General features: G+C 45.9%; 18 protein-coding genes. 15 read left to right on the top strand and 3 right to left on the bottom strand.

Going from position 1 to position 21,203, the window contains the following annotated elements:
- Nucleotides 1–23 precede the first annotated feature (23 nt).
- The 10 genes from argC to MHH52_RS26655 all read left to right on the top strand — a co-directional run bounded on the left by argC (nt 24) and on the right by MHH52_RS26655 (nt 12,177).
- Complete coding sequence (argC, locus tag MHH52_RS26700; RefSeq protein WP_340009838.1) at nt 24–1,073, top strand: N-acetyl-gamma-glutamyl-phosphate reductase; 1,050 nt, start codon at nt 24–26, stop codon at nt 1,071–1,073.
- Between the two features lie 20 nt (nt 1,074–1,093).
- On the top strand, nt 1,094–2,326 hold the full coding sequence (gene argJ / locus MHH52_RS26695) for a bifunctional ornithine acetyltransferase/N-acetylglutamate synthase (RefSeq protein ID WP_340005354.1): 1,233 nt from the start codon (nt 1,094–1,096) through the stop codon (nt 2,324–2,326).
- Nucleotides 2,327–2,368: 42 nt separating this feature from the next.
- The gene (argB, locus tag MHH52_RS26690; protein ID WP_313639241.1) at nt 2,369–3,199 is read left to right on the top strand and encodes an acetylglutamate kinase; all 831 of its coding nucleotides are present in this window, start codon (nt 2,369–2,371) and stop codon (nt 3,197–3,199) included.
- Nucleotides 3,200–3,268: 69 nt separating this feature from the next.
- Nucleotides 3,269–4,534, top strand: coding sequence for an acetylornithine transaminase (locus MHH52_RS26685; RefSeq protein ID WP_340005352.1), 1,266 nt, complete (start codon nt 3,269–3,271; stop codon nt 4,532–4,534).
- Nucleotides 4,531–5,499 (top strand): ornithine carbamoyltransferase, encoded by a 969-nt coding sequence (argF, locus tag MHH52_RS26680; protein WP_313639244.1) that lies wholly within the window; start codon nt 4,531–4,533, stop codon nt 5,497–5,499. Before MHH52_RS26685 ends, argF begins: the two co-directional genes overlap by 4 nt.
- 294 nt (nt 5,500–5,793) lie before the next feature.
- A complete protein-coding gene (locus MHH52_RS26675; RefSeq protein ID WP_340005350.1) occupies nt 5,794–7,029 on the top strand; it encodes an argininosuccinate synthase in 1,236 nt (411 codons plus the stop codon).
- Nucleotides 7,030–7,123: 94 nt separating this feature from the next.
- A complete protein-coding gene (gene argH, locus MHH52_RS26670) occupies nt 7,124–8,539 on the top strand; it encodes an argininosuccinate lyase (RefSeq protein ID WP_340005348.1) in 1,416 nt (471 codons plus the stop codon).
- A gap of 157 nt (nt 8,540–8,696) precedes the next feature.
- Nucleotides 8,697–9,896 (top strand): phosphoenolpyruvate hydrolase family protein, encoded by a 1,200-nt coding sequence (locus MHH52_RS26665; protein WP_340005346.1) that lies wholly within the window; start codon nt 8,697–8,699, stop codon nt 9,894–9,896.
- A 199-nt stretch (nt 9,897–10,095) separates the two neighbouring features.
- Nucleotides 10,096–11,304: a Tm-1-like ATP-binding domain-containing protein gene (locus tag MHH52_RS26660; RefSeq protein WP_340005344.1), complete on the top strand. Its 1,209-nt coding sequence runs from the start codon at nt 10,096–10,098 to the stop codon at nt 11,302–11,304.
- A gap of 42 nt (nt 11,305–11,346) precedes the next feature.
- On the top strand, nt 11,347–12,177 hold the full coding sequence (locus tag MHH52_RS26655) for a phosphoenolpyruvate hydrolase family protein (RefSeq protein WP_340005342.1): 831 nt from the start codon (nt 11,347–11,349) through the stop codon (nt 12,175–12,177).
- An 88-nt stretch (nt 12,178–12,265) separates the two neighbouring features.
- Here the strand turns inward: MHH52_RS26655 and MHH52_RS26650 are convergent, their stop codons facing one another.
- Nucleotides 12,266–13,054 (bottom strand): alpha/beta hydrolase family protein, encoded by a 789-nt coding sequence (locus tag MHH52_RS26650; protein WP_340005341.1) that lies wholly within the window; start codon nt 13,052–13,054, stop codon nt 12,266–12,268.
- Nucleotides 13,055–13,248: 194 nt separating this feature from the next.
- On the opposite strand from MHH52_RS26650, the gene MHH52_RS26645 reads away from it, so the two are divergent.
- Complete coding sequence (locus tag MHH52_RS26645) at nt 13,249–13,851, top strand: DL-endopeptidase inhibitor IseA family protein (RefSeq protein ID WP_340005339.1); 603 nt, start codon at nt 13,249–13,251, stop codon at nt 13,849–13,851.
- A gap of 45 nt (nt 13,852–13,896) precedes the next feature.
- Here the strand turns inward: MHH52_RS26645 and MHH52_RS26640 are convergent, their stop codons facing one another.
- The gene (locus tag MHH52_RS26640; protein ID WP_340005337.1) at nt 13,897–14,298 is read right to left on the bottom strand and encodes a CBS domain-containing protein; all 402 of its coding nucleotides are present in this window, start codon (nt 14,296–14,298) and stop codon (nt 13,897–13,899) included.
- Between the two features lie 150 nt (nt 14,299–14,448).
- On the bottom strand, nt 14,449–15,876 hold the full coding sequence (locus MHH52_RS26635; RefSeq protein ID WP_340005335.1) for a VanW family protein: 1,428 nt from the start codon (nt 15,874–15,876) through the stop codon (nt 14,449–14,451).
- A 230-nt stretch (nt 15,877–16,106) separates the two neighbouring features.
- Here MHH52_RS26635 and ftsE point away from each other — a divergent pair, with 230 nt between their 5' ends.
- The 4 genes from ftsE to MHH52_RS26615 all read left to right on the top strand — a co-directional run bounded on the left by ftsE (nt 16,107) and on the right by MHH52_RS26615 (nt 20,627).
- Nucleotides 16,107–16,793, top strand: a complete 687-nt coding sequence (ftsE, locus tag MHH52_RS26630; RefSeq protein WP_340005334.1) for a cell division ATP-binding protein FtsE — start codon at nt 16,107–16,109, stop codon at nt 16,791–16,793.
- Nucleotides 16,783–17,697, top strand: a complete 915-nt coding sequence (gene ftsX / locus MHH52_RS26625; protein WP_340005332.1) for a permease-like cell division protein FtsX — start codon at nt 16,783–16,785, stop codon at nt 17,695–17,697. Before ftsE ends, ftsX begins: the two co-directional genes overlap by 11 nt.
- A 30-nt stretch (nt 17,698–17,727) precedes the next feature.
- On the top strand, nt 17,728–19,035 hold the full coding sequence (locus tag MHH52_RS26620) for a peptidoglycan DD-metalloendopeptidase family protein (RefSeq protein ID WP_340005330.1): 1,308 nt from the start codon (nt 17,728–17,730) through the stop codon (nt 19,033–19,035).
- A gap of 125 nt (nt 19,036–19,160) precedes the next feature.
- A complete protein-coding gene (locus tag MHH52_RS26615; protein ID WP_340005328.1) occupies nt 19,161–20,627 on the top strand; it encodes a S41 family peptidase in 1,467 nt (488 codons plus the stop codon).
- Nucleotides 20,628–21,203 lie beyond the last annotated feature (576 nt).

Below are 21,203 nucleotides of genomic sequence, written 5' to 3'. Positions count from 1 at the left end.
ATAAGCAGGAAGTGGGGATGACAGTGGAAGGCAAGCTGAGGGCGGCGATTGTTGGATCAACGGGTTATGGAGGCGTAGAGCTGATTCGGCTACTACAAAGTCATCCTAAAGTAGAGATTACTTCGGTGATTTCCTCATCAAGTGCAGGGGCTGCTATAGAGGAAGGATTTCCGCATTTGACGGGTGTAATCGAGCGAAATCTGGATGGTGTTGACCCGGTTCAGATGGCTGAACGGGCTGATGTTGTTTTTACGGCTACGCCGTCGGGTGTGAGCGCTAAGCTGGTGCCGCAGCTGCTGGAAGCTGGACTCAAGGTCGTGGATCTGTCCGGTGACTTCCGATTGAAGGACGGTTCAGAGTATGAGCACTGGTATAAACATCCGGCTCCGGCTGATGAGTATCTAGAGCAGGCTGTATACGGACTTTGTGAGGTGTTCGGAGAGCGTGCAGCTGGGGTTGATTTTATATCTAATCCAGGTTGTTATCCTACAGCTACACTTCTTGGACTAATTCCTGCGATTCAGGCAGGTTGGATTAAGCACGATAGTATTATTATTGATGCCAAATCTGGGGTTACCGGAGCAGGACGCGGAACGAGCTTAATGGTGCATTATGCAGAGATAAACGAGAACTTAAAAACTTATAAAATAAATAAACATCAACATATACCAGAAATCGAGCAGACGCTCACGGAGATTGCTGGAGAAAAAGTAACAGTAACGTTCACCACACATCTCGTGCCGATGAGCCGAGGAATTATGAGTACGATGTATGCAGGAATGAAGGGCAATTATACGGAGCAGGATTTTGTGGATTTATACCGTGAATATTATGCGGGCAGACCGTATGTGCGGGTGCGCGATGTAGGTGTTATTCCAGCGACAAAAGAAGTTAGCGGCTCTAATTATTGTGATATCGGATTTGCGACTGATGCTCGTACAGGGCGTGTGACCATTGTCTCCGTCATAGATAACATTGTAAAAGGTGCGGCAGGGCAGGCAATACAGAACCTTAATTTGATGATGGGATGGGAGGAAACCCTTGGCCTCGGCTACACACCTGTGTATCCATAAGGTTCAGCGGTACAAATAACATGAGCGAGATTGAATTATTTACTACCTTGGAAGGTGGAAGCATTACTTCGCCTAAAGGATTTAAGTCCGGAGGACTGCACTGTGGATTGAAAAAAACAGACCGCAACGATCTCGGAGTGATTCTTTGTGAGGTTCCAGCTATGGCGGCGGCTGTGTACACGACGAATGTTTTTCAGGCGGCTCCACTGAAGGTGACGCGGGAAAGCCTTGCGAACGGAACGTTGCAGGCGGTAATCGTGAACAGCGGGAATGCCAATGCCTGCACAGGTGAACAAGGCGAAGCGGATGCTTATGAGATGCGCGCTGCTGCGGCCCAGCATTTGGGTGTAGATATTAATGATGTTGCTGTTGCTTCGACTGGTGTGATCGGTGAACTGCTGAAGATGGACTGCGTACGTAGTGGTATTGCAGCACTGCCAGAGAAGCTGGACGGAGGGGGTGCTGGAGCGGAAGAATTCTGCCAGGCCATACTTACAACTGATCTGGTCAAAAAAGAAATCGCCGTGAAGGTACTCGTCGGTGGCGTAGAAGTTACCATAGCTGGAGCCGCGAAGGGTTCCGGGATGATTCATCCTAACATGGCTACCATGCTCGGATTTATGACTACAGATGCTGATATTTCAGCGGAAGATTTACACAGTCTACTTCGTTCTGCTACGAATGTTACTTTTAATATGATTACAGTCGATGGAGATACTAGCACCAATGATATGTTAGTCTCGATGGCTAGTGGTCTAGCAGGTAATGAGAAGCTGACTCGGCTTCATCCGGATTGGAACGCTTTTGCTGCTGGATTCACGCATGTCTGCCAAACGCTTGCTAAAGCGATTGCTCGTGATGGAGAAGGCGCGACTCACCTGATTGAGGTTCAAGTGAATGGAGCCGTTCATGACGAGGCAGCGGCAGCGATTGCCAAGACAGTGGTTGGTTCTAGTCTAGTGAAGTCTGCTATTTTTGGAGCGGATGCGAACTGGGGACGGATTATTGCTGCGGTTGGACGCGCGGGTGTACCGGTATCGCCGGAGCGTGTGGACATTTCGTTAGGTGATATTGAGGTGCTGCTGCACTCGAAGCCAGTTATTTTTGATGAAGAGAAGGCTTTGGCTTATTTGCAAAAAAGTGAAACTGTGTTGATCACTGTAGATCTGCACGATGGAACTGGAAAGGCTACAGCTTGGGGCTGTGACCTAACTTACGATTATGTGCGTATTAACGCCGCATATCGTACCTAATTTGTGGCGTGCTTAAGCCCACAAGGGAAGGATACCGATCATATGACGCTAAATAGCGAGCTTGAACTTATAGATGCATTAGATGGTAGTGGATTGTTTGTGATGAAATGCGGCGGCAGTACGCTGGCGGCTCTTCCTGATTCTTTTTTTGAAGATTTGCGAGATTTGCAGCAGGAAGGCATTCAGCCTGTAATTGTGCATGGCGGAGGGCCAGCTATTTCGGAGAATCTAGCAAAACTGGGCATTGAAAGCAGCTTCGTAAATGGTTTGCGAGTGACTACCGAGGAAGTACTAGATGTCGTAGAGATGACGCTGGCAGGGAGTATCAACAAGGCTATCGTAAGACGAATTCAGGGTAGTGGCGGTCTAGCTTTAGGGCTGTCTGGGATTGATGGCAATATGATTATTGCTAAACCTGTAGCGAATAGCGCTGAAGTAGGTTTGGTAGGGGAAGTAACGGAAGTAAAGGCGGAGATTGTAACAGGGATTATTGGTATGGGATATATTCCTGTCATTGCACCTATCGGAGTAGATGCTGCAGGTCAGCGCTACAATATTAACGCGGATACGGCAGCAGGGGCAGTAGCTTCCTATGTAGAGTCACCCCAAATGATCGTAGTCACAGATGTACCAGGCATCATGAGTACGGTGGAAGGTCAAAAGGTTGTGCTTCCATCCGTTACTGTACAGGAAATTGAAGCCTTGATCGAAAGTGGAGAAATCTACGGTGGCATGATCCCTAAGGTGCGCGCAGCTATCGATTGCATTCAGGGTAGCGTATCAGAGGTTATCATTGTGGATGGAAAGGAACCGCGGGTGCTTAGTCGAGTCCTGCAAGGTGAAGCGATAGGCACACGTATTATTCGTTCGTAAGATTATAAATGAATACAAAATAGAGGTGCTATCTGATTACAGGAGCAGCCGAGGGGAGAGTGACTTAGAATGAGCAAGCTTACACAAGCGGGGACACAGCAGATCGATACAGTAGGATCAGGTACACCGGATGTTGCTACAGGCAAGCTGAGTGCAGTGTTCCCTTCTTACGCCAGATATGATATCAGCTTAGTCAAAGGTAAGGGCACCTGGGTATGGGATGATAAAGGGAATAAGTACCTCGATTTCACCAGTGGATTGGCTGTGACCAGTCTAGGTCATGCTCCTGAGAAAGTCGGCGCGAAGCTGAAGGATCAGATCGACACGCTATGGCATGTCTCGAATCTATTCCAAATTCCGGGTCAGGAAAAAGTTGCAACACTTCTTACAGAGAATAGCTGTGCAGACCAAGTATTCTTCTGCAACAGTGGGGCAGAGGCGAACGAAGCGGCAATTAAGCTGGCTCGCCGTTACCATCAGAAAGTAAAAGGTGCTGACCGTTATGAGGTCATTACGTTTGAGCAATCCTTCCATGGACGTACACTAGCAACACTGACAGCAACTGGACAGCAAAAGGTTAAAGAAGGCTTCCTGCCACTTCCGGCAGGCTTCAAGACTGTACCCTTGCATGATCTTCCTGCGTTAGAAGCTGCTATTGGAGATCATACAGCGGCTATCATGCTGGAGATGGTGCTTGCAGAAGGTGGCGTACTTGAGGTTGAGCCTAAGTTCTTGAATGCTGTGGTTGAACTGTGCAAGAAACATGGATTGCTTCTGATCGTAGATGAAGTGCAAACGGGCATGGGCCGTACGGGCAAGTTGTTCGCACATCAGCACTACGGAATCGAACCAGATATTTTTACATTGGCTAAAGGGGTTGCTAGTGGTTTCCCGGCAGGCGTAATGCTTGGCAAAGGTTACTTGCGTGAAGCGTTCACCGCGGGCAGTCATGCTTCCACCTTCGGGGGAACACCGCTCGCAACAGCGGTTATGGCAGCGACGATTGAGACGATGCTGGAAGATGAACTTCCACAGCGTGCTGAAGAAATGGGTAAGTACCTGACAGGTCTTTTGAAAGAGAAGCTGGCGGACTGTTCTTTTGTGAAGGATATCCGTGGTAAAGGGCTTCTAATCGGGATTGAATGTGAAACACCAGTGGGCGATATTGTACTGGCTGGACAAAAGAAAGGCCTGTTATTCGTGTCAGCCGGACCTAATGTCATTCGTCTACTGCCTAATTTATATGTAAGCAATGAGGAGATCGACCAAGCGGTGGACATCCTATCTGAACTCATTCATACTTATATACAAGCAAACGGGGAGGTAAGCTCATGAGTCAGGGCGTACAGAGTAACAAACACACCATTGCAGAGCAACTGAAAGGTCGTGATTTACTGGAGCTGAACGATTACAGCCCGGAAGAAATTACGTACTTAATAGATTCAGCGATTGAGCTGAAGAAGAAGCAGAAGAATGGCGAAGAGTTTCAGCCACTGAAGGGTAAGACAATTGGTCTTATTTTTGAGAAATCCTCTACACGTACGCGTGTGTCGTTTGAAGTTGGAATGTATCAGCTTGGAGGGCATGCCCTTTTCTTAAGCAAAAATGACATTCAGCTTGGACGCGGTGAAACCGTTGGAGATACAGCTCAAGTGATGTCACGTTATCTCGACGGAATTATGATCCGTACCTTCGGTCATGACAAAGTAGAGGATCTTGCTCGTTACGCTTCTATTCCTGTAATCAACGGTCTTAGCGACCTGGCACATCCTTGCCAAGTGTTGGCGGATTACCAAACGATATACGAGCACAAAGGAAAGCTCAAAGGCCTGAAGCTTGCATACATCGGTGACGGTAATAACATGGCGCATTCCCTGATGATTGGCGGCGCTAAGCTGGGCGTGGATGTATCCATTGCTGGTCCGGAAGGTTATGAGCCGGATGCAGCTGTTGTAGCAGAAGCTCGTGAGATCGCAAAGGAAACCGGAGCTAAGATTGTGGTCACTCGCAGCCCGCAAGAAGCTGTGCAAGACGCTGACGTTATCTACACGGATGTGTGGGCGAGCATGGGCTTTGAAGAGGAGCAATTGGCGCGTGAAGCAGCATTCAAGGATTATCAGGTCAACGAGGAGCTTGTAAAAGGCGCGAAGAGTGATTATCTCTTCCTGCACTGCCTCCCAGCTCACCGTGAGGAAGAGGTCAGTACAGGCGTGATTGATGGCCCTAACTCGGTCATTTTTGATCAGGCTGAGAATCGCCTGCATGCGCAAAAAGCCTTAATGGCTGCCCTAATGGGATAATGAATTTAAATAATATAAAATATAAATCACTATATAAATTGAATTAATGTTGAGCGAAGTTAGGTTTTTGGACGATGGAGTAATGGAGCGGAATTTTTGGAACTGTAGGAGCGTAGCGTTCGCCTTTATCATTAGATTTCATCCGCATAATGGCGGTTTGAAATAAAAGAAATCTGATGATAACAGCGACCGGAAGTCCAAACATTCCGTGTAGTTACGATTAATCGTTAAAGTGCTAGCGAGAGCACGGTTATTTTAATTTATATAGCCCACACGAAAGGAAGTAACCTCACCATGGCTAAAGAAAAAATTGTACTCGCCTATTCCGGCGGACTGGATACATCCGTTATTTTGAAATGGCTCAAAGAAACCTATGATGCGGAGATCATCGCCTTCACAGCCGATATCGGCCAAAAGGAAGAGCTAGACGGTTTAGAGGAAAAAGCACTTGCTACCGGCGCATCGAAAGTATACATCGACGACCTGCGAGATGAATTCGCTAGCGATTTCATCTACCCTATGTTCCAATCCGGCGCGCTTTATGAAGGCCAATACTTGCTCGGAACTAGTATTGCTCGTCCACTGATCGCTAAGCGCATGGTGGATATCGCTATCGCTGAAGGCGCAACGGCTATCGCGCACGGAGCGACAGGTAAAGGTAACGACCAAGTGCGTTTTGAACTTGGTGTAGCTGCTCTGGCACCAAACATTAAAGTAATCGCACCTTGGCGTTTGGAAGAGTTCCGCAATCAATTCCCAGGTCGTGCGGAAATGATCGCTTATGCGGAAGCTAATGATATTCCGGTACAAGCATCTGCGGCGAAGCCGTATTCGATGGACCGTAACCTGCTGCACATCAGCTATGAGAGCGGCGTATTGGAAGATCCTTGGTTCGATCCAAGTGCACCGGAGAACAAAGGAATGTTCCTGCTGAGCAACGCTCCAGAGGATGCTCCAGATGAAGCGGAATATTTGGAACTCGATTTCGTTAAGGGAGATTGTGTAGCTTTGAATGGTGAATCCTTATCACCACTTCAAGTCATGGAGAAACTGAATGAGCTAGGCGGTAAACACGGTATAGGACGTGTGGATATGGTAGAGAACCGTTTTGTTGGCATGAAGAGCCGCGGTGTGTATGAGACTCCGGGTGGAACAATCCTGTTCGTCGCTCATCGCAAAATGGAGTCCATCACGATGGACCGTGAAGTTATGAACCTGCGTGACAGCCTGATCACTCGTTACAGCACCTTGGTGTATAACGGTTTCTGGTTCGCTCCAGAGCGTATTGCACTGCAAGCTCTTGTAACACAGAGCCAACAAAATGTAACGGGTACTGTCCGTCTTAAACTGTACAAAGGCAACATCATCGGCGCTGGAGTGAAGAGCCCAGTCAGTCTGTACAATCCTGAAATTGCAACGATGGAAGCTGATCCTACACAAGCTTATGATCAAGGGGATGCAACTGGTTTTATCCACTTGAACGCACTGCGCCTTAAAGTTTCTACAGGTGTAACTGGAGCTTCGAAATAGAACGATAACATAAACTTAAACGGGCAATCCCGAAGGCCGTTCCTCCCGTCAGGATAGGAGCGGCCCTCTGGCGTCCAAGAGGAGGAAACTACAGGTGAGCAAGCTTTGGGGCGGACGGTTTACTAAAGGAACGAACAAGCTAGTGGAGGAATATACGGCTTCCATTGGGTTTGATAGGGCTTTGGCCAAAGAGGATGTACAGGGCAGTCTGGCGCATGTCACTATGCTGGGCAAATGCGGAATTCTTCCACAAGAAGATGTAGAGACGATCAAACAAGGTTTGAACAAAGTGCTGGACAAGGTTAACGCTGGAGAGGTTGTTTTCTCAGTAGCGGATGAAGACATCCATATGAATATTGAAAAACATCTAATCGAGGAAATCGGTCCAGTCGGAGGTAAGCTGCACACTGGACGTAGCCGTAACGATCAAGTGGCGACGGACATGCACCTTTATTTACGGGGCCGTGTAGTTGAGCTAGTTAGCTTGCTGCATGAATTGCAGGAAGCGTTGATTGAACAAGCCAAAGATAATGTAGAAACGATCATCCCTGGATATACGCATTTGCAACGGGCACAACCGATTCTGTTCGCTCATCACTTGTTGGCTTACGTATCGATGTTCCGCCGCGATGCAGAACGTCTGACGGACAGCTACAAACGGATTAACGTACTACCATTGGGCGCTGGAGCACTTGCTGGCACAACCTTCCCGATCGATCGCCACTTTGTAGCGGAACAATTGGGCTTTGACAGTGTGTATGAGAACAGTTTGGATGCTGTCAGCGACCGTGATTTCATCGTTGAGTTTCTGGCAAATGCAGCACTTGTGATGACACATCTGTCCAGACTCAGCGAAGAACTGGTGCTGTGGAGCAGCACAGAGTTCAGCTTTGTAGAACTGGATGATGCTTTCTGCACAGGCAGCAGCATTATGCCCCAGAAGAAGAACCCTGACGTGCCAGAACTGGTACGGGGCAAAACTGGCCGCGTATACGGCAACCTGATTGGCTTGCTGACGGTGCTCAAATCATTGCCGTTGGCGTACAACAAGGATATGCAGGAAGATAAAGAAGGCATGTTCGATACTGTCACTACGCTGACTGGTGCACTGCAATTGTTCGCGCCGATGATCTCCACGATGAAGGTGAACAAGGGACGTATGCGTGAAGCCGTGAACACGGACTTCTCGAATGCTACGGATATCGCGGACTTCTTGGTAGGCAAAGGTCTTCCTTTCCGCCAAGCACATGAAGTAATCGGAAAAACAGTGCTCTACTGCATCAACGAAGGCAAGTTCCTGCTGGATCTGAAGCTGGAAGAGTTCAAGCAATTCTCACCGCTGTTCGACGAGAATATCTATGCTGTACTCCAGCCGGAAGCGGTAGTGAACGCGCGTAACGTTTATGGCGGCACAGCCACTGTTCAGGTGAAGGCTGCAATTGAACGGGCTGAGCAGGCACTACACGAAGCTAATGAATGGGTAGTACAACACGGGGACGCTATTTTGTAAACCGTATAAATATTAAATCTCGCCTCAAACCTTAATAGGTGGCAGGCGGGATTTTTTTATAAAAAGATGGCGATATACAATGGCGATATACAACACGACTGGATTCGCAGTGTTCTTTACGGTTATCCTTAGATCAGGGATGGGAGGGGTCGTAAGTATGAGTAGAGAGCAAATCCTAGACGAGCTTAGATCGCAATTAAAACTGGGCAATCATATTATTGGAGTAGCCACAGGTACTGGAATAACGGCAAAGTATGCAAAGCAGGGCGGAGCAGATTTCATTCTGATGTTAAATTCGGGTAAATTTCGCCAGATGGGGAGAAGCTCTCTCGCTGGGATTTTGCCATTTTGTAATAGCAATAACATGGTTATGGACTTTGCATCTAGAGAAATCATACCTTTGGTAAGAGATGTTCCTATTATTTTTGGCCTCAATGCAACCGATCCGACAAAAGATATGGAAACCTATATAAGTGAAATAAAGAATAAAGGATTTTCCGGAATTAATAATTACCCCACGGTTGGATTAATAGATGGTCAATTTGGAGAAGCGCTCGAAGAAGAAGGGAATGGTTATCTACTCGAAGTAGAAGCTATAAGAATAGCCCATGAAAAAGATTTGTTTACCATAGCCTTTGTATTTGACGAAATCCAAGCAGCTCAGATGATCGAGGCTGGAGCAGATATTATTTGTGCACATTTAGGCTTAACCGAAGGGGGATTATTAGGAGCCAAAAAAGTATTCTCTCTGGAAGCTGCCAAGGCTAAAGCAGATAATATTTTTAATATATGTAATGAGCTAAAGCCAGATTTAATTAAACTGGTTTATGGTGGTCCTGTGAAAACGCCAATTGATGTGCAGTATATGTACAGTAATAATCAAAACTTGATGGGGTATATCGGGGGATCTGCTTTTGAAAGAATTCCATCGGAGAAGTCCATTACTAATATAACCAAAGCTTTTAAAGTATCGGGAACGCTTGATGAAGATGACTTTATGGTTAAAATGTTAGACGGAATAACAAAGCACTATGATTATGTTGAATTTGTAAAAGAATACGTTGCTCAAAATTATATGAATGAGATCTTGTTTGCAGATTTAGCTAAGGTGGCCCATATATCCCGAAGTTACTTAAGTAGTTTATTTTCGAAAAAAGTAGGCTGCAGCTTCCAAACGTATCTCGTGCAATTTCGGATGGATAAGGCAGCGGAAATATTACATAGAGACAATATCCAGTTATCTGAGCTAGCGCCATTAGTTGGCTACCAAGATTATGCGCAGTTTAGCAAAATGTTTAAGAAGTACAAAGGTTACTCTCCAAAACAATATAAATCTAACATAAACACAAAAACATAAGACATAAAAGCGTTTTCATTCAAAAATCAAAGAAGTATGATTAACTCATAAGTTGATCATGCTTTTTTTGAAATATATGAAAGTATAAGTTTCACATTATACATTATCCTTATATTTCTCGTTTAAACGCTTGGCGTCCTTGAAAGGGCGCCGAAGGCGTTTATACTTGTTGCAGATATTTGAAGAGGAGGTTGAAGAAATGAAGACGATTGCCATTGCCGGAACTTTTGACACCAAGGGTGAAGAATATCTCTACATTAAAGATTTGCTGGAAAGCTTGGAGCTGGGTACGTTTACGATTCATACGGGTGTGTTTGAGCCCACTTTTACACCGGATATCTCCAACCGAGAAGTAGCAGAAGCCGCAGGTGTAGGTATAGATGAGCTCGTTGCCAAGAAAGATAGAGCTTTAGCAACAGAAGTATTAGCAAAAGGTATGGAAAAATTAGTACCTGAATTATATAAGCAAGGCAAATTTGATGGAATTATCTCCTTTGGGGGCACTGGAGGAACCTCACTTGTAACACCTGGTATGCGGGCATTGCCTATTGGTGTACCTAAAGTGATGGTCTCGACCGTAGCCTCAGGGAATACCGCTCCATATGTAGGTACTAGTGATATTGTCATGATGCCATCCGTAGTAGACGTTGCAGGACTGAACTCCATTTCAACAAAGATTTTTACCAATGCAGCCTTTGCCATCGCCGGTATGCTTAAATTTGAGAATAAACAAGTCATAGAGAAAAAACCATTAGTTGCTACAACGATGTTTGGGGTAACCACACCCTGTGTAACAGCGGCACGTAACTATCTTGAGGCTAGAGGATATGAGGTGCTTGTATTCCATGCAACAGGTGTAGGTGGACAGTCCATGGAAGCACTGATTGAGGCTGGTTTTATTGAAGGCGTATTGGATTTGACCACAACAGAATGGGCGGACGAAATTATTGGTGGTGTGCTGAATGCCGGACCTCATCGGTTAGAGGCTGCTGGTAAACATCATATTCCACAGGTTGTATCCGTAGGTGCCCTTGATATGTGCAACTTTGGACCTTATGATACGGTACCCGAGAAATTTGCTGGACATAAGTTCTATAAGCATAACCCTACAGTTACTTTAATGAGAACAACGGTAGAAGAGAATGAAGCCATCGGTAAAAAGCTTGTCGAGAAATTAAATATGGCCAAAGAAAAAACAGTATTAATGTTGCCTCTTAAAGGGATATCCGGCATTGATGTTGCAGGGGAAGCTTTTTATGGCGTAGAGGAAGATAAAATGTTATTTGATACCTTAAGAAATGGTGTAAACAGAAATGTTGTAGAGGTTATCGAAATGGATTGTGCCATTAATGATATAGAGTTTGCAGAAGCAGCAGCGCAAAAACTAATAGATCTCATGAGCAAATAAGACTAATCACAAAACATTTAAATAATGATGGAGGAGTTACACATGAACAAAAATACCAGAACAGAAATCATGGCGAAGTTTAGAGAAGAAGTGGCAAATGGAAAGATTCTTTTAGGTGTTGGAGCGGGTACAGGGATTACTGCAAAAAGCAGTGAAGCTGGCGGAGCGGATATGCTGATTGTTTATAATTCAGGAAGATACAGAATGGCAGGTCGTGGATCACTCGCAGGGTTATTATCTTATGGAGATGCCAACCAAATCGTAGTTGAAATGGGCTCTGAGGTATTGCCTGTTGTGAAAAATACACCCGTATTAGCAGGCGTATGTGGAACTGATCCTTTTAGAGTGATGGAGGTTTATTTGAAACAACTCAAGGAACAAGGTTTCAGCGGAGTACAAAACTTCCCAACCGTAGGTTTGATCGATGGCGTATTCAGACAGAACCTGGAAGAAACGGGGATGGGATATGGTTTAGAAGTAAATATGATTAGAGCTGCACATGAATTGGATATGCTCACCACTCCTTATGTATTTGATCCTGAGCAAGCTAAAGCCATGGCGGAAGCAGGTGCAGATATTTTGGTGGCACATATGGGCTTAACTACCAAAGGTACAATTGGAGCCAAGACAGCTCTTACATTGGACGATTGTGTAGAAAGAATTGAAGCCATTATTAAAGCAGGGAAAGCAGTAAATCCCGATATTATGGTTATTTGTCACGGTGGACCGATTGCAGAACCAGAAGATGCGGCGTACGTAATTGAACGGACAGAAGGCATAGACGGATTCTTTGGTGCATCCAGTATTGAAAGATTTGCTGCTGAAAAAGGGATTATGGAACAGACTGGATTATTTAAAAAAATCACCAAATAAAAGAACCCTCCGAGGAGGGCTATCTGATTAGAACAGATATTAAGGGTGTAGCTTATGGCTGCACCTTTTTGTTGTCTATTAGAAGTAGCTAATTATTACTCAGGGGCAGCCAAGCCAATATATCGCGGATTTTGGCATCCCAGTAACCCCATTCATGTGAGCCAGGGCCTTCCTCATAGGTGAAATTAAGGGAGGTTTCTCGGCACGCATCGCGGAATTTTAAGTTATCTGTGTACAGGAAATCTTCTGTGCCACAGCATTGATACAGCGCTGGTTTCGGTCCTGTGGAGCGGTTCACTTCTTCAAGCAGCCATAAAAGATCTTCGGGGGTTCCGGCGATATCTTCTTTTCCGAAGATTATTTCGTATTCTTTGCTTTTGACGGTAGGGTCTTCTATGTTCATAAAATGATGTGCCATATCGAGTGCTCCCGATAGACTCGCCGCCGCTGCAAAAGACTCCGGTTTACGAAGCCCCAGTTTAATCGCTCCATAACCACCCATCGACAATCCAGCTACAAAGTTCTCCTCGCGTTTATCTGACAGTGGAAAAAACGAGCGCGCAAGCATCGGCAACTCTTCACTAATAAAGGTCCAATAACGACCGCCAACCGCCATATCCGTATAGAAACTGCGATGCACATTCGGCATAACTACAGCTATTCCCATTTCTGCTACATATCGTTCTATAGAAGTCCGGCGAAGCCAGATCGAATCATCGTCTGACAAACCGTGCAGCAAATACAGCGTAGGGTGAAGTTCACCTCTAGTTACGTTGCTCATCCCGATTTGTGTGGTTGTCTTTTGCGGCAAAATTACAGTCATTGAGGTGTTCAATCCTAGCACTTCTGAATAAAATTTGCACTCTAATAAAGCCATTTCATCCATCCCCTCTCCTTCCAAATGATAGCATAAAGCAAAAGTGAGATATTGTAGAAATATCTGAATTATAAGGGTTTTGAGGAAATGCGTTTTCATCCCCCTGTTTATTGGGTATTTTAGCTTGCGGGGTGCATAAGCTGGAACAGTGGCTATCGCCTTGTATTTTTCAGATGACAAAGGAGGAATTCCGGATGAACAAAAAGTGGATGATTGGTTCGTTGGCGCTTTCTATAGGCTTGATCTCAGCAGGTGGGGGAGTTATGGCAGCTTCACCGTCAGCAGGGAGTGCGGCAATTAAGAAGGTGGCTGTTTCTGCACCTGGGAAAGAGGGCCCTGCTACCATTAATAATTTGACGGTGAAAAGTATCATTCCGCTGGTAGTCCATGCAAGAGCCCTTTATTTCTATAGTAATCGAGGCGGGAATATCTTCCCGATAGAAACCTTCACGTATAAAGCGCAGGAGTACCGTTATCTTTCCAGTGACATTGGCACAAAGGCGAAGCTGATGAATTACATAAAGAAAGCTTATACTCACAATGCTGCAGCTTATTATGTACAGACACAGTTTTTGGAGCATAACGGAAGAATGTCGCAGGTTAATGCAGATTTGGGCAATTTATTGATGTATGAGAAGGCCACCGCCCGCATGCTCTCCAAGACTGCGACAACCGCTGAATTTGAACTGAACGTTCCTTATCCAGATGCGCAGGGAAGCAGTGAGTCGGTGTATGTGAAGCTGAAGAAGGTGGAGGGATACTGGAGAATCGACACATCGCCGGATATTCTTTTCTGAGGAAAGGGGTAGGCAGAAGAGGAAGGAAGATGGAAGGGGCTACAATTAACAGCGCTTCAGGTCAGAGGTATAAACAACACCTGCGAGTTTGCCTTTACGGGTAATAATGACACAATCATTCTTCATAGGTTCTGGGCGGCTCATAGCAGCAGCTAATACGGCATCAAGTGGAGTGGAGATATCAAAGATGAGTGGAGTTTTGTTCATAAGCTTCATGGCGGGTTCTCTGTAGAACAGATCTCCCCCTGATCTTCCTGTAGCTTTTAAAAAGAAACGTTCGCTCATTAACAATCCAAGCGGTTCATTCGTGGCGTTACAGACGACGATGCATTTAGATTCTGGATGCTGGAACATTACGCGAAGGGCTTCCCTGCAAGTACGTGAGGCAAAAATAGCAGGTGCACTGCGGACAATACTAGAGAGATCATTTACAAGAGCTGTTGTCATGGGGGGCATCCTTTCTGATTATAGGTCTACTTCTAATGTACCCCTGAATCGTAAATTTTAAAGGCAGTAAAGGTAATCTACAGGTAAAATAGCTCGATGTGCAAATAACCGATCAGACCTCACGGGCTCTGACCGGTTATTTGTTGTTAGCTATTCACTACGAACGCCGTCTTCCACCAACTGTTTTCTTGGGACATCAGGAATTACGGATTTACTAACGCCTCCACGATTAATAGCGATTAATCGTTTTTGTGCGTAATAAACATCGCGGGACAGTTTTTTTACCTCAGTGGATTTACCGTCAACAAACCGGGTAGTGTAGGTCTCCACAACATATCCGGTTTTCCCATTTTGAATAACGCGTGAGCCTCCTCGGGGGAGTGAGGGATCGTTTACGTACTTGTCAACTGGAGGCAGCACCTCTACGATTTGTGAATGGACTTTATAAGTAACATTTTGCGGAAAGGTACCAAAGAGCTTGATGGTTAGTGATCGGCCTTGGACAGCCGCTTTTATGACGAGATATTTGCCGGTCGTATTGCGAAAACGGAAGTTGATATAACCCTCAGCGAACGTCGCATCCTGGCCTTTGGGTAGATAGTTGACCGGCAAGGAGTGGTTGCGGCGCTCCACAATCTCCAGTCCGGTACGTAGGACCGCGTTGTAGAGAGTGCTCGATACTTGACAGATTCCTCCGCCGACACCCGCCTGAAGCTTTCCGTTCACAATCACTGGCGCTTCGCGGAATCCGTATTCTATCTTGGCTTTTTCAATAGCCTTGCCATAATCAAAGACGGCTCCAGGCGGGAGCACGGTACCGTTCACAGCTTTGGCCGCTGATTCAACGTTGTAGATTCGTCCAGGTCCACTTGCGCCGAGAGAGGTGCTGAATTGCATAATTTTTCGCTCAATGCCTTGCTCCTTTAGAGCGTTTAGGGTGATATCCGGTTGTAATATTGTTAAAGGTACTTCCAGTGTGATTCCTTTCTCCTGCAGCGCAATTAGACGATTAAAACGAGTGGGGGCAGCGGCCCATAGTGAAGTCACCATCCCTGTCCAGTCTACCTCGAGGGAAGTCTTCTCGGGCGTATACACTACACGATCATCCCCGGTAATTCGCCGCGTAGCATCCACTGGATCTCCAAAGGATTCTCTCTCCCAAGCGGGACTTAGGATGGTCTGTAATTGTGCGATATCCAGATGGGCTTCAAGACTCCAATTCTGGGGGAAGCTGTAACGGGCTTTTACCCGATCCCATAGCCGTCCTTCTGTGAGATCTTGTAGACCTTGCCCAAAAGCTGCGGCTTCATAGGTCATTCCAGCTTGTTTAAGATTGAGGGTAAGCTCAGAATTTCCTTCGACCTGCAGCACAAGGGGGACAGATTCAAGAGCAAGGAGCTTCTTCTCCAGCTCGGAACGAACCTCTGAGATGTTCAGCCCGCCCAACTCCCATCCGGCAAGGGTTGTACCCTTTGGAAGCGTGTTTTTGTTGCCATATAGATGAAGTCCCCCATATATTAATGAACCAATTAGAATGATTGCAGTAACTACTATGAGGGCAACATGGATTTTTTTCATGATTAATCTCCTTCCTGGATAGCATCTGCGAGCGAGTACCGTAGGTGCTTTTTCTATTTATATGTACAGACATTACAAAACTTTCGAATTGTGGAGCAGTTACGGGGTACTCAATCGGTTACAGATTTGTTACAATAGATACATTGCGGAAATATTGAAGTTTATGGAAACTTACGCTAGACCCTGTCGATTCACACAAGTGGAAAATGTCATAATTGGGAAGTGAGAAAATGATTGAAATGCAAGATGTATGGAAGACGTACCCTAACGGAACTCACGCACTGCAAGGAGTTTCAGTAAAAATCGACCGCAATGAATTCGTGTATATTGTCGGTCCATCCGGCGCGGGTAAATCTACTTTTATGAAATTGATTTATAGAGAAGAAGTGCCAACTAAAGGTCAAATTTCTGTGGGAGGCTTTAACATAGGGAAGCTTAAACAACGCAAAATCCCTTATGTTCGCCGTAATATCGGCGTTGTGTTTCAGGACTTTCGACTATTGCCAAGGATGACGGCGTATGAGAATGTCGCTTTTGCCATGGAGGTTATTGAAGCACCGAAGAAGGTCATCAAGAAACGTGTGAATGAAGTTCTCGATCTGGTTGGACTCAGAAGTAAAGCGAATCGTGAGCCCTCACAGCTCTCAGGTGGAGAGCAGCAGCGGATCGCTATCGCAAGGGCTATCGTTAACAATCCTTCTGTTATTATTGCGGACGAGCCTACGGGCAACTTGGACCCTGAGACTTCATGGGGCATTATGCAACTGCTGGACGAAATTAATTTTCGCGGAACAACGATTGTAATGGCTACCCATAATAGAGATATTGTGAACAAAATGCGCAAACGAGTGCTTGCGATTGAGAACGGAAACATTGTGAGAGACCAGGTGAGAGGGGAATATGGCTATGAGTTTTAAGACCTTCTTGCGACACATGCGGGAAGGCTTCAAAAGCGTATTCCGTAATGGCTGGATGTCGATTGCTTCTATCACTTCCATTGTCGTCTCTCTCTTTATCCTAGGCGTATTTATCCTTCTTGTTCTTAATGTGAATGCTTTAACTAAAGAGGCAGACAGTCAGGTACGGATTAATGTGCATTTGGCACTAAATGTAGATCAGAAGATGCGTGAGACTTTGCAGACTGAAATTGGCAATATGCCGGAAGTTAGCAAGATCGTGTTCGTCTCCAAGGACCAAGGACTTAAAGATCTCCGTGCAGATATGGGGAAAGATGCAGCCGAGCTTCTAGAAGGGTTCGATGAAGACAATAACCCTCTCCCTGATACACTTCAGGTAGAAGTTGTTGAACCTACTACGGTAGCATTTGTGGCTGAGAAGATTGAAGCACTCAACAAGACACATGCTGATCAGCCCATTTACAAAGTGAAATATGGCAAGGGCTCGATAGAAACCTTGTTCAAAATAACACGCGCCGTGCGCAACATTGGTTTTATTTTTGTAGCAGGACTGGCTCTTATGTCTATGTTCCTCATCTCCAATACGATTCGGGTCACGATTCTTGCCCGTCGTAAGGAGATTGGCATTATGAAGCTGGTAGGCGCGACAAATTATTTTATTCGCTGGCCTTTCTTTATAGAAGGGGCACTGATTGGATTGATCGGATCGCTCATCACCTCTGGTGTCTTATATTTGGGTTACAGCGGTTTGGAGTCCTCCGTACAGGGAGATCCTATGCTCCAATTGCAGCTGATTCCATTCAGTGATATTTGGATTTTGCTCATCGGTATGCTAGTTGGGCTAGGCGTGCTAATCGGCGTCTGGGGAAGTACGGTTTCAATTCGTAGGTTCTTGAAAGTTTAATATTAAATAGTGAAGGATGGGGAGTGCGAGTTGAAGAAGATTGCCGCCGGACTAGCCGTAATGTTACTAGCTGTCACTATATTCCAGCCCTCTGACGGATATGCCAAAAAAACAAGTGTTGCCGAAATCGACAAGCAGTTAAAGCAGCTACAAAAAGAGGTGCAGGAAGCTAAGACGCAGCAGGAGAAAGCGGCGTCCCAAACGCAGGAAGCACAGCATTATAAGAATAAGACGAATCTCAATCTGCAGTATGTATTGCAGCAAGTGGATCAAGTTAAGGGTAAAATGACCGACATCTCTACCAAAATTTCTGATACAGAACAATCTTTGAATGTTACGGCAACGGAATTGGATAAAGCAGAGGCGCGAGTTGCCTCAAGAGAAGAAGTCTTAGGGTCCCGTGTTCGGTTAATGTATACCGATGGAGCGGTTTCTTACTTGGATGTTTTGCTCTCATCGACAAGCTTCGCTGATTTTCTAGACCGCGCGGATTCACTTAAGATGATTGTGGATCAGGATCAGGAGCTGTTAGTTCAACATAAGCTGGACAAGCAGACGGTTATAGAGAAGAAACAGGAGCTTGAAGGGCAATATGCTCAAGCTAAGCAGCTGTATACTTCTTTGGAACAACAGAGAAGTCTGCTGAAAGAGAAAGAAGCTGAGAAGCAGGAGCTTATCGCATTCTACGATAAGCAAATTCAAGAAAGTGATGATTTAAGTGAAGAGCAGAATGAGAAGCTGGTCAAACTGGCAAGCGAACGCTCTGCGCTGGAAACGCAAAAGGATAAGATTAAGGCAGAGGAAGCGGCTCGTAGAGCAGCAGCGGCTAAGGCGGAAGCGGCTCGTAGAGCTGCGGCGGCTGCCAAGAAGGCTGCAGCTAGTAAGGGAAGCAGTAGTTCCAGCTCCAGTTCTAGCTCCAGTGATACGGGTTACTCAGGTGGAGATGGACCGTTTCTACTTCCTGTAGGATCAGCAAGAATCTCATCCCCTTATGGACCACGGACACATCCGATCACGGGCGAGAAGGGGAAAGTACACACCGGGGTCGACTTTGCGGTTCCACAAGGAACCAATATTCATGCGGCGGATTCCGGAACGGTTATCTTGTCTGAATGGTGGAGCGGTTACGGATATTGTGTAATTATTGATCATGGAGGCGGAGTTTGGACCCTCTACGGACATATACGCAAAGGCGGTCTTAGGGTTAGTGCTGGGGATAAAGTTAATCGCGGAGATGTGATTGCTGAATCTGGTTCCACAGGTAATTCAACGGGTCCCCATCTTCACTTCGAAGTACGGATTGACGGTAAGATCGTAAATCCTATGCCTTATCTCTAATTTTTAAAGAACTTATAACTCATATTATTTGATTGTACGGCATATACTGGAAGAGATACCGTACCTTTCAGGACGGACTTAGGGTGTAGTTTACAAGATGGACAAGAAGGGACGGTGGGAACATCATGTTAAAAAAAAGCACAGCGGCGTTTATGATTATCGCCGCCCTGCTATGCGGTAGTCTGGTGACCTTGGGTGTGACGGGTTATAGTCATGTTTTTGGACAAGCTGCAGGACAAGGCCTGGCCTCGGCGTTGCAGATTACTGGCCTACAGCAGAAGGAATCCCAGAAGCTTGGGACTGCTCTCAGTTTGATTGAGAGTAATTACTACGAGACGGTAGATCGGGAGAAGCTGATAGACGGTGCTGTCAACGGTATGATGGAAGCGCTGGGCGATCCCTATTCCAACTATATGGGTAAAGAAACAGCTGAGAAATTTGAAGAAAGCATTGAGGGTTCCTTTTCAGGTATCGGTGCGGAAGTCTCTTCGGATAACGGCAAGGTAGTCGTGGTCTCCCCGATCAAGGGCTCACCTGCTGAAAAAGCTGGGATTCAGGCCAAAGATATAATCTTGTCTGTCAACGGAGAATCGCTGGAAGGCGTCGAGCTGAATGCGGCTGTTGCCAAGATCCGCGGTCCGAAAGGCAGTAAGGCCACTTTAAAAATACAACGTTCCGGCTCTGTAGAACCTCTGGAGTTTGTCCTTACTCGGGATGATGTGAAGCTCGAAACGGTCTACGCAACAATGGAGAAGGACGGAGTAGGGGTAATCGAGGTGACTCAGTTCTCCCTGAATACCGCAGATCGATTTAAGGAAGAGCTTGGGAAGCTAGAGAAGCAAGGTATGAAGGGACTTGTCATTGACGTCCGTAATGATCCAGGGGGTGTGCTCCCGATTGTTATTGAAATGGCTGAAGAGTTCGTTCCAGCTGGAAAAAACATAGTGCAAATAGAGTATAAAGATAAAAAACGCGAAGTTAGCACCTCCAAAGGATCGAGCAAAGCTTATCCAGTGGTAGTGCTGATGAATAAAGGTAGCGCGAGCGCCTCGGAAATATTGGCGGGTGCCTTGCAGCAGTCTGCGGGAGCTAAGCTAATTGGTGATAATTCATTTGGTAAAGGCACGGTGCAGACGAGCTTTGACAAACAGCTCGGAGACGGCAGCTTGCTGAAGGTTACCATTGCTAAATGGCTTACACCGGACGGCACATGGATCCACGGCAAGGGGATTAAACCGGATATCGCGGTAGCGCAGCCGGATTACTTCTCAGTGGCTCCGATTAACAAGAGCGTGACGCTGCAATATAACATGAACAACGCTGATGTGAAGAGTGCACAGACGATGCTGGACGGCTTAGGCTACAAGCCTGGTCGCAAAGATGGCTATTTCGATACTGGCACTAAGAACGCAGTGAAGAAATTCCAGAGTGAAGCGAAGCTTCAAGTCACAGGCATGATTGATGCTAAGACAGCGGAGGCGCTGGAGCTGGCACTGATCAAGGTTATACAGGACCCTGCCAATGACAACCAACGGAATAAAGGGATTGCTGAAATTCAGAAGGAAATTAAGGCGGCAGCGTCGAAAAAGTAAGAAGGCTGAATTCAGCCTTCTTTTTTTCTGAAATATAAGAAAGTAAAAGCTTTGCATCTATACTTTGTTTATATTTCTCGCATATACGCTTACCGTCCTTATAAGGAAGCCGAAGGCGTTTATGCTTGTTAAGATTAGAAAGGGCCAATATTCAGGGCAGACAGACACAGTTCAATGCGCAGCAGAATCTTATGTCGACTCTAAAGGGTGACGAAGAAGCACCTGCTTGCTATAAACTTATCATTAACCGGAAGAAAAGGAGTGTGACGAACAGTTTGAATGTGATTCAGGAACTGTTAGGAAGCTTGGGCACTGCGTTCTTACACTTGTTGATCCAGCCATATTACTATATTGCTATTATATTTATTGCGTTGTATTATCGTCGGCAGGTGGCATTAGAACGTAAGCTGATTCATGTGAAGCTACATAGCTGGGGTCAAGAAACGTGGCGCACGGTGTGGAGCGGGCTAGTGATGGGACTAGTGGTTTCTATTGCAGCCATATTGTTAGGGGTATCCTTATCAGGTACAGCTGTGGCCTGCATTTGGGTAGTTAGTATTGTGTTATCGCTATTGC

Origin of the sequence: Paenibacillus sp. FSL K6-0276 (genome assembly GCF_037977235.1) — a bacterium.
Classification (GTDB): Bacteria; Bacillota; Bacilli; order Paenibacillales; family Paenibacillaceae; genus Paenibacillus_AQ.
Note: the sequence above shows the minus strand (reverse complement) of the source record. Positions and strands in the feature narration are given on the sequence as shown.

Excerpts from the sequence above, each read along its gene's own strand:
- argJ (WP_340005354.1), top strand. The coding sequence starts at position 1,094 with ATGAGCGAGATTGAATTATTTACTACCTTGGAAGGTGGAAGCATTACT.
- argB (WP_313639241.1), top strand. The coding sequence starts at position 2,369 with ATGACGCTAAATAGCGAGCTTGAACTTATAGATGCATTAGATGGTAGT.
- MHH52_RS26685 (WP_340005352.1), top strand. The coding sequence starts at position 3,269 with ATGAGCAAGCTTACACAAGCGGGGACACAGCAGATCGATACAGTAGGA.
- argF (WP_313639244.1), top strand. The coding sequence starts at position 4,531 with ATGAGTCAGGGCGTACAGAGTAACAAACACACCATTGCAGAGCAACTG.
- MHH52_RS26675 (WP_340005350.1), top strand. The coding sequence starts at position 5,794 with ATGGCTAAAGAAAAAATTGTACTCGCCTATTCCGGCGGACTGGATACA.
- MHH52_RS26665 (WP_340005346.1), top strand. The coding sequence starts at position 8,697 with ATGAGTAGAGAGCAAATCCTAGACGAGCTTAGATCGCAATTAAAACTG.
- MHH52_RS26660 (WP_340005344.1), top strand. The coding sequence starts at position 10,096 with ATGAAGACGATTGCCATTGCCGGAACTTTTGACACCAAGGGTGAAGAA.
- MHH52_RS26655 (WP_340005342.1), top strand. The coding sequence starts at position 11,347 with ATGAACAAAAATACCAGAACAGAAATCATGGCGAAGTTTAGAGAAGAA.
- MHH52_RS26650 (WP_340005341.1), bottom strand. The coding sequence starts at position 13,054 with ATGGCTTTATTAGAGTGCAAATTTTATTCAGAAGTGCTAGGATTGAAC.
- MHH52_RS26645 (WP_340005339.1), top strand. The coding sequence starts at position 13,249 with ATGAACAAAAAGTGGATGATTGGTTCGTTGGCGCTTTCTATAGGCTTG.
- MHH52_RS26640 (WP_340005337.1), bottom strand. The coding sequence starts at position 14,298 with ATGACAACAGCTCTTGTAAATGATCTCTCTAGTATTGTCCGCAGTGCA.
- MHH52_RS26635 (WP_340005335.1), bottom strand. The coding sequence starts at position 15,876 with ATGAAAAAAATCCATGTTGCCCTCATAGTAGTTACTGCAATCATTCTA.
- ftsE (WP_340005334.1), top strand. The coding sequence starts at position 16,107 with ATGATTGAAATGCAAGATGTATGGAAGACGTACCCTAACGGAACTCAC.
- ftsX (WP_340005332.1), top strand. The coding sequence starts at position 16,783 with ATGAGTTTTAAGACCTTCTTGCGACACATGCGGGAAGGCTTCAAAAGC.
- MHH52_RS26615 (WP_340005328.1), top strand. The coding sequence starts at position 19,161 with ATGTTAAAAAAAAGCACAGCGGCGTTTATGATTATCGCCGCCCTGCTA.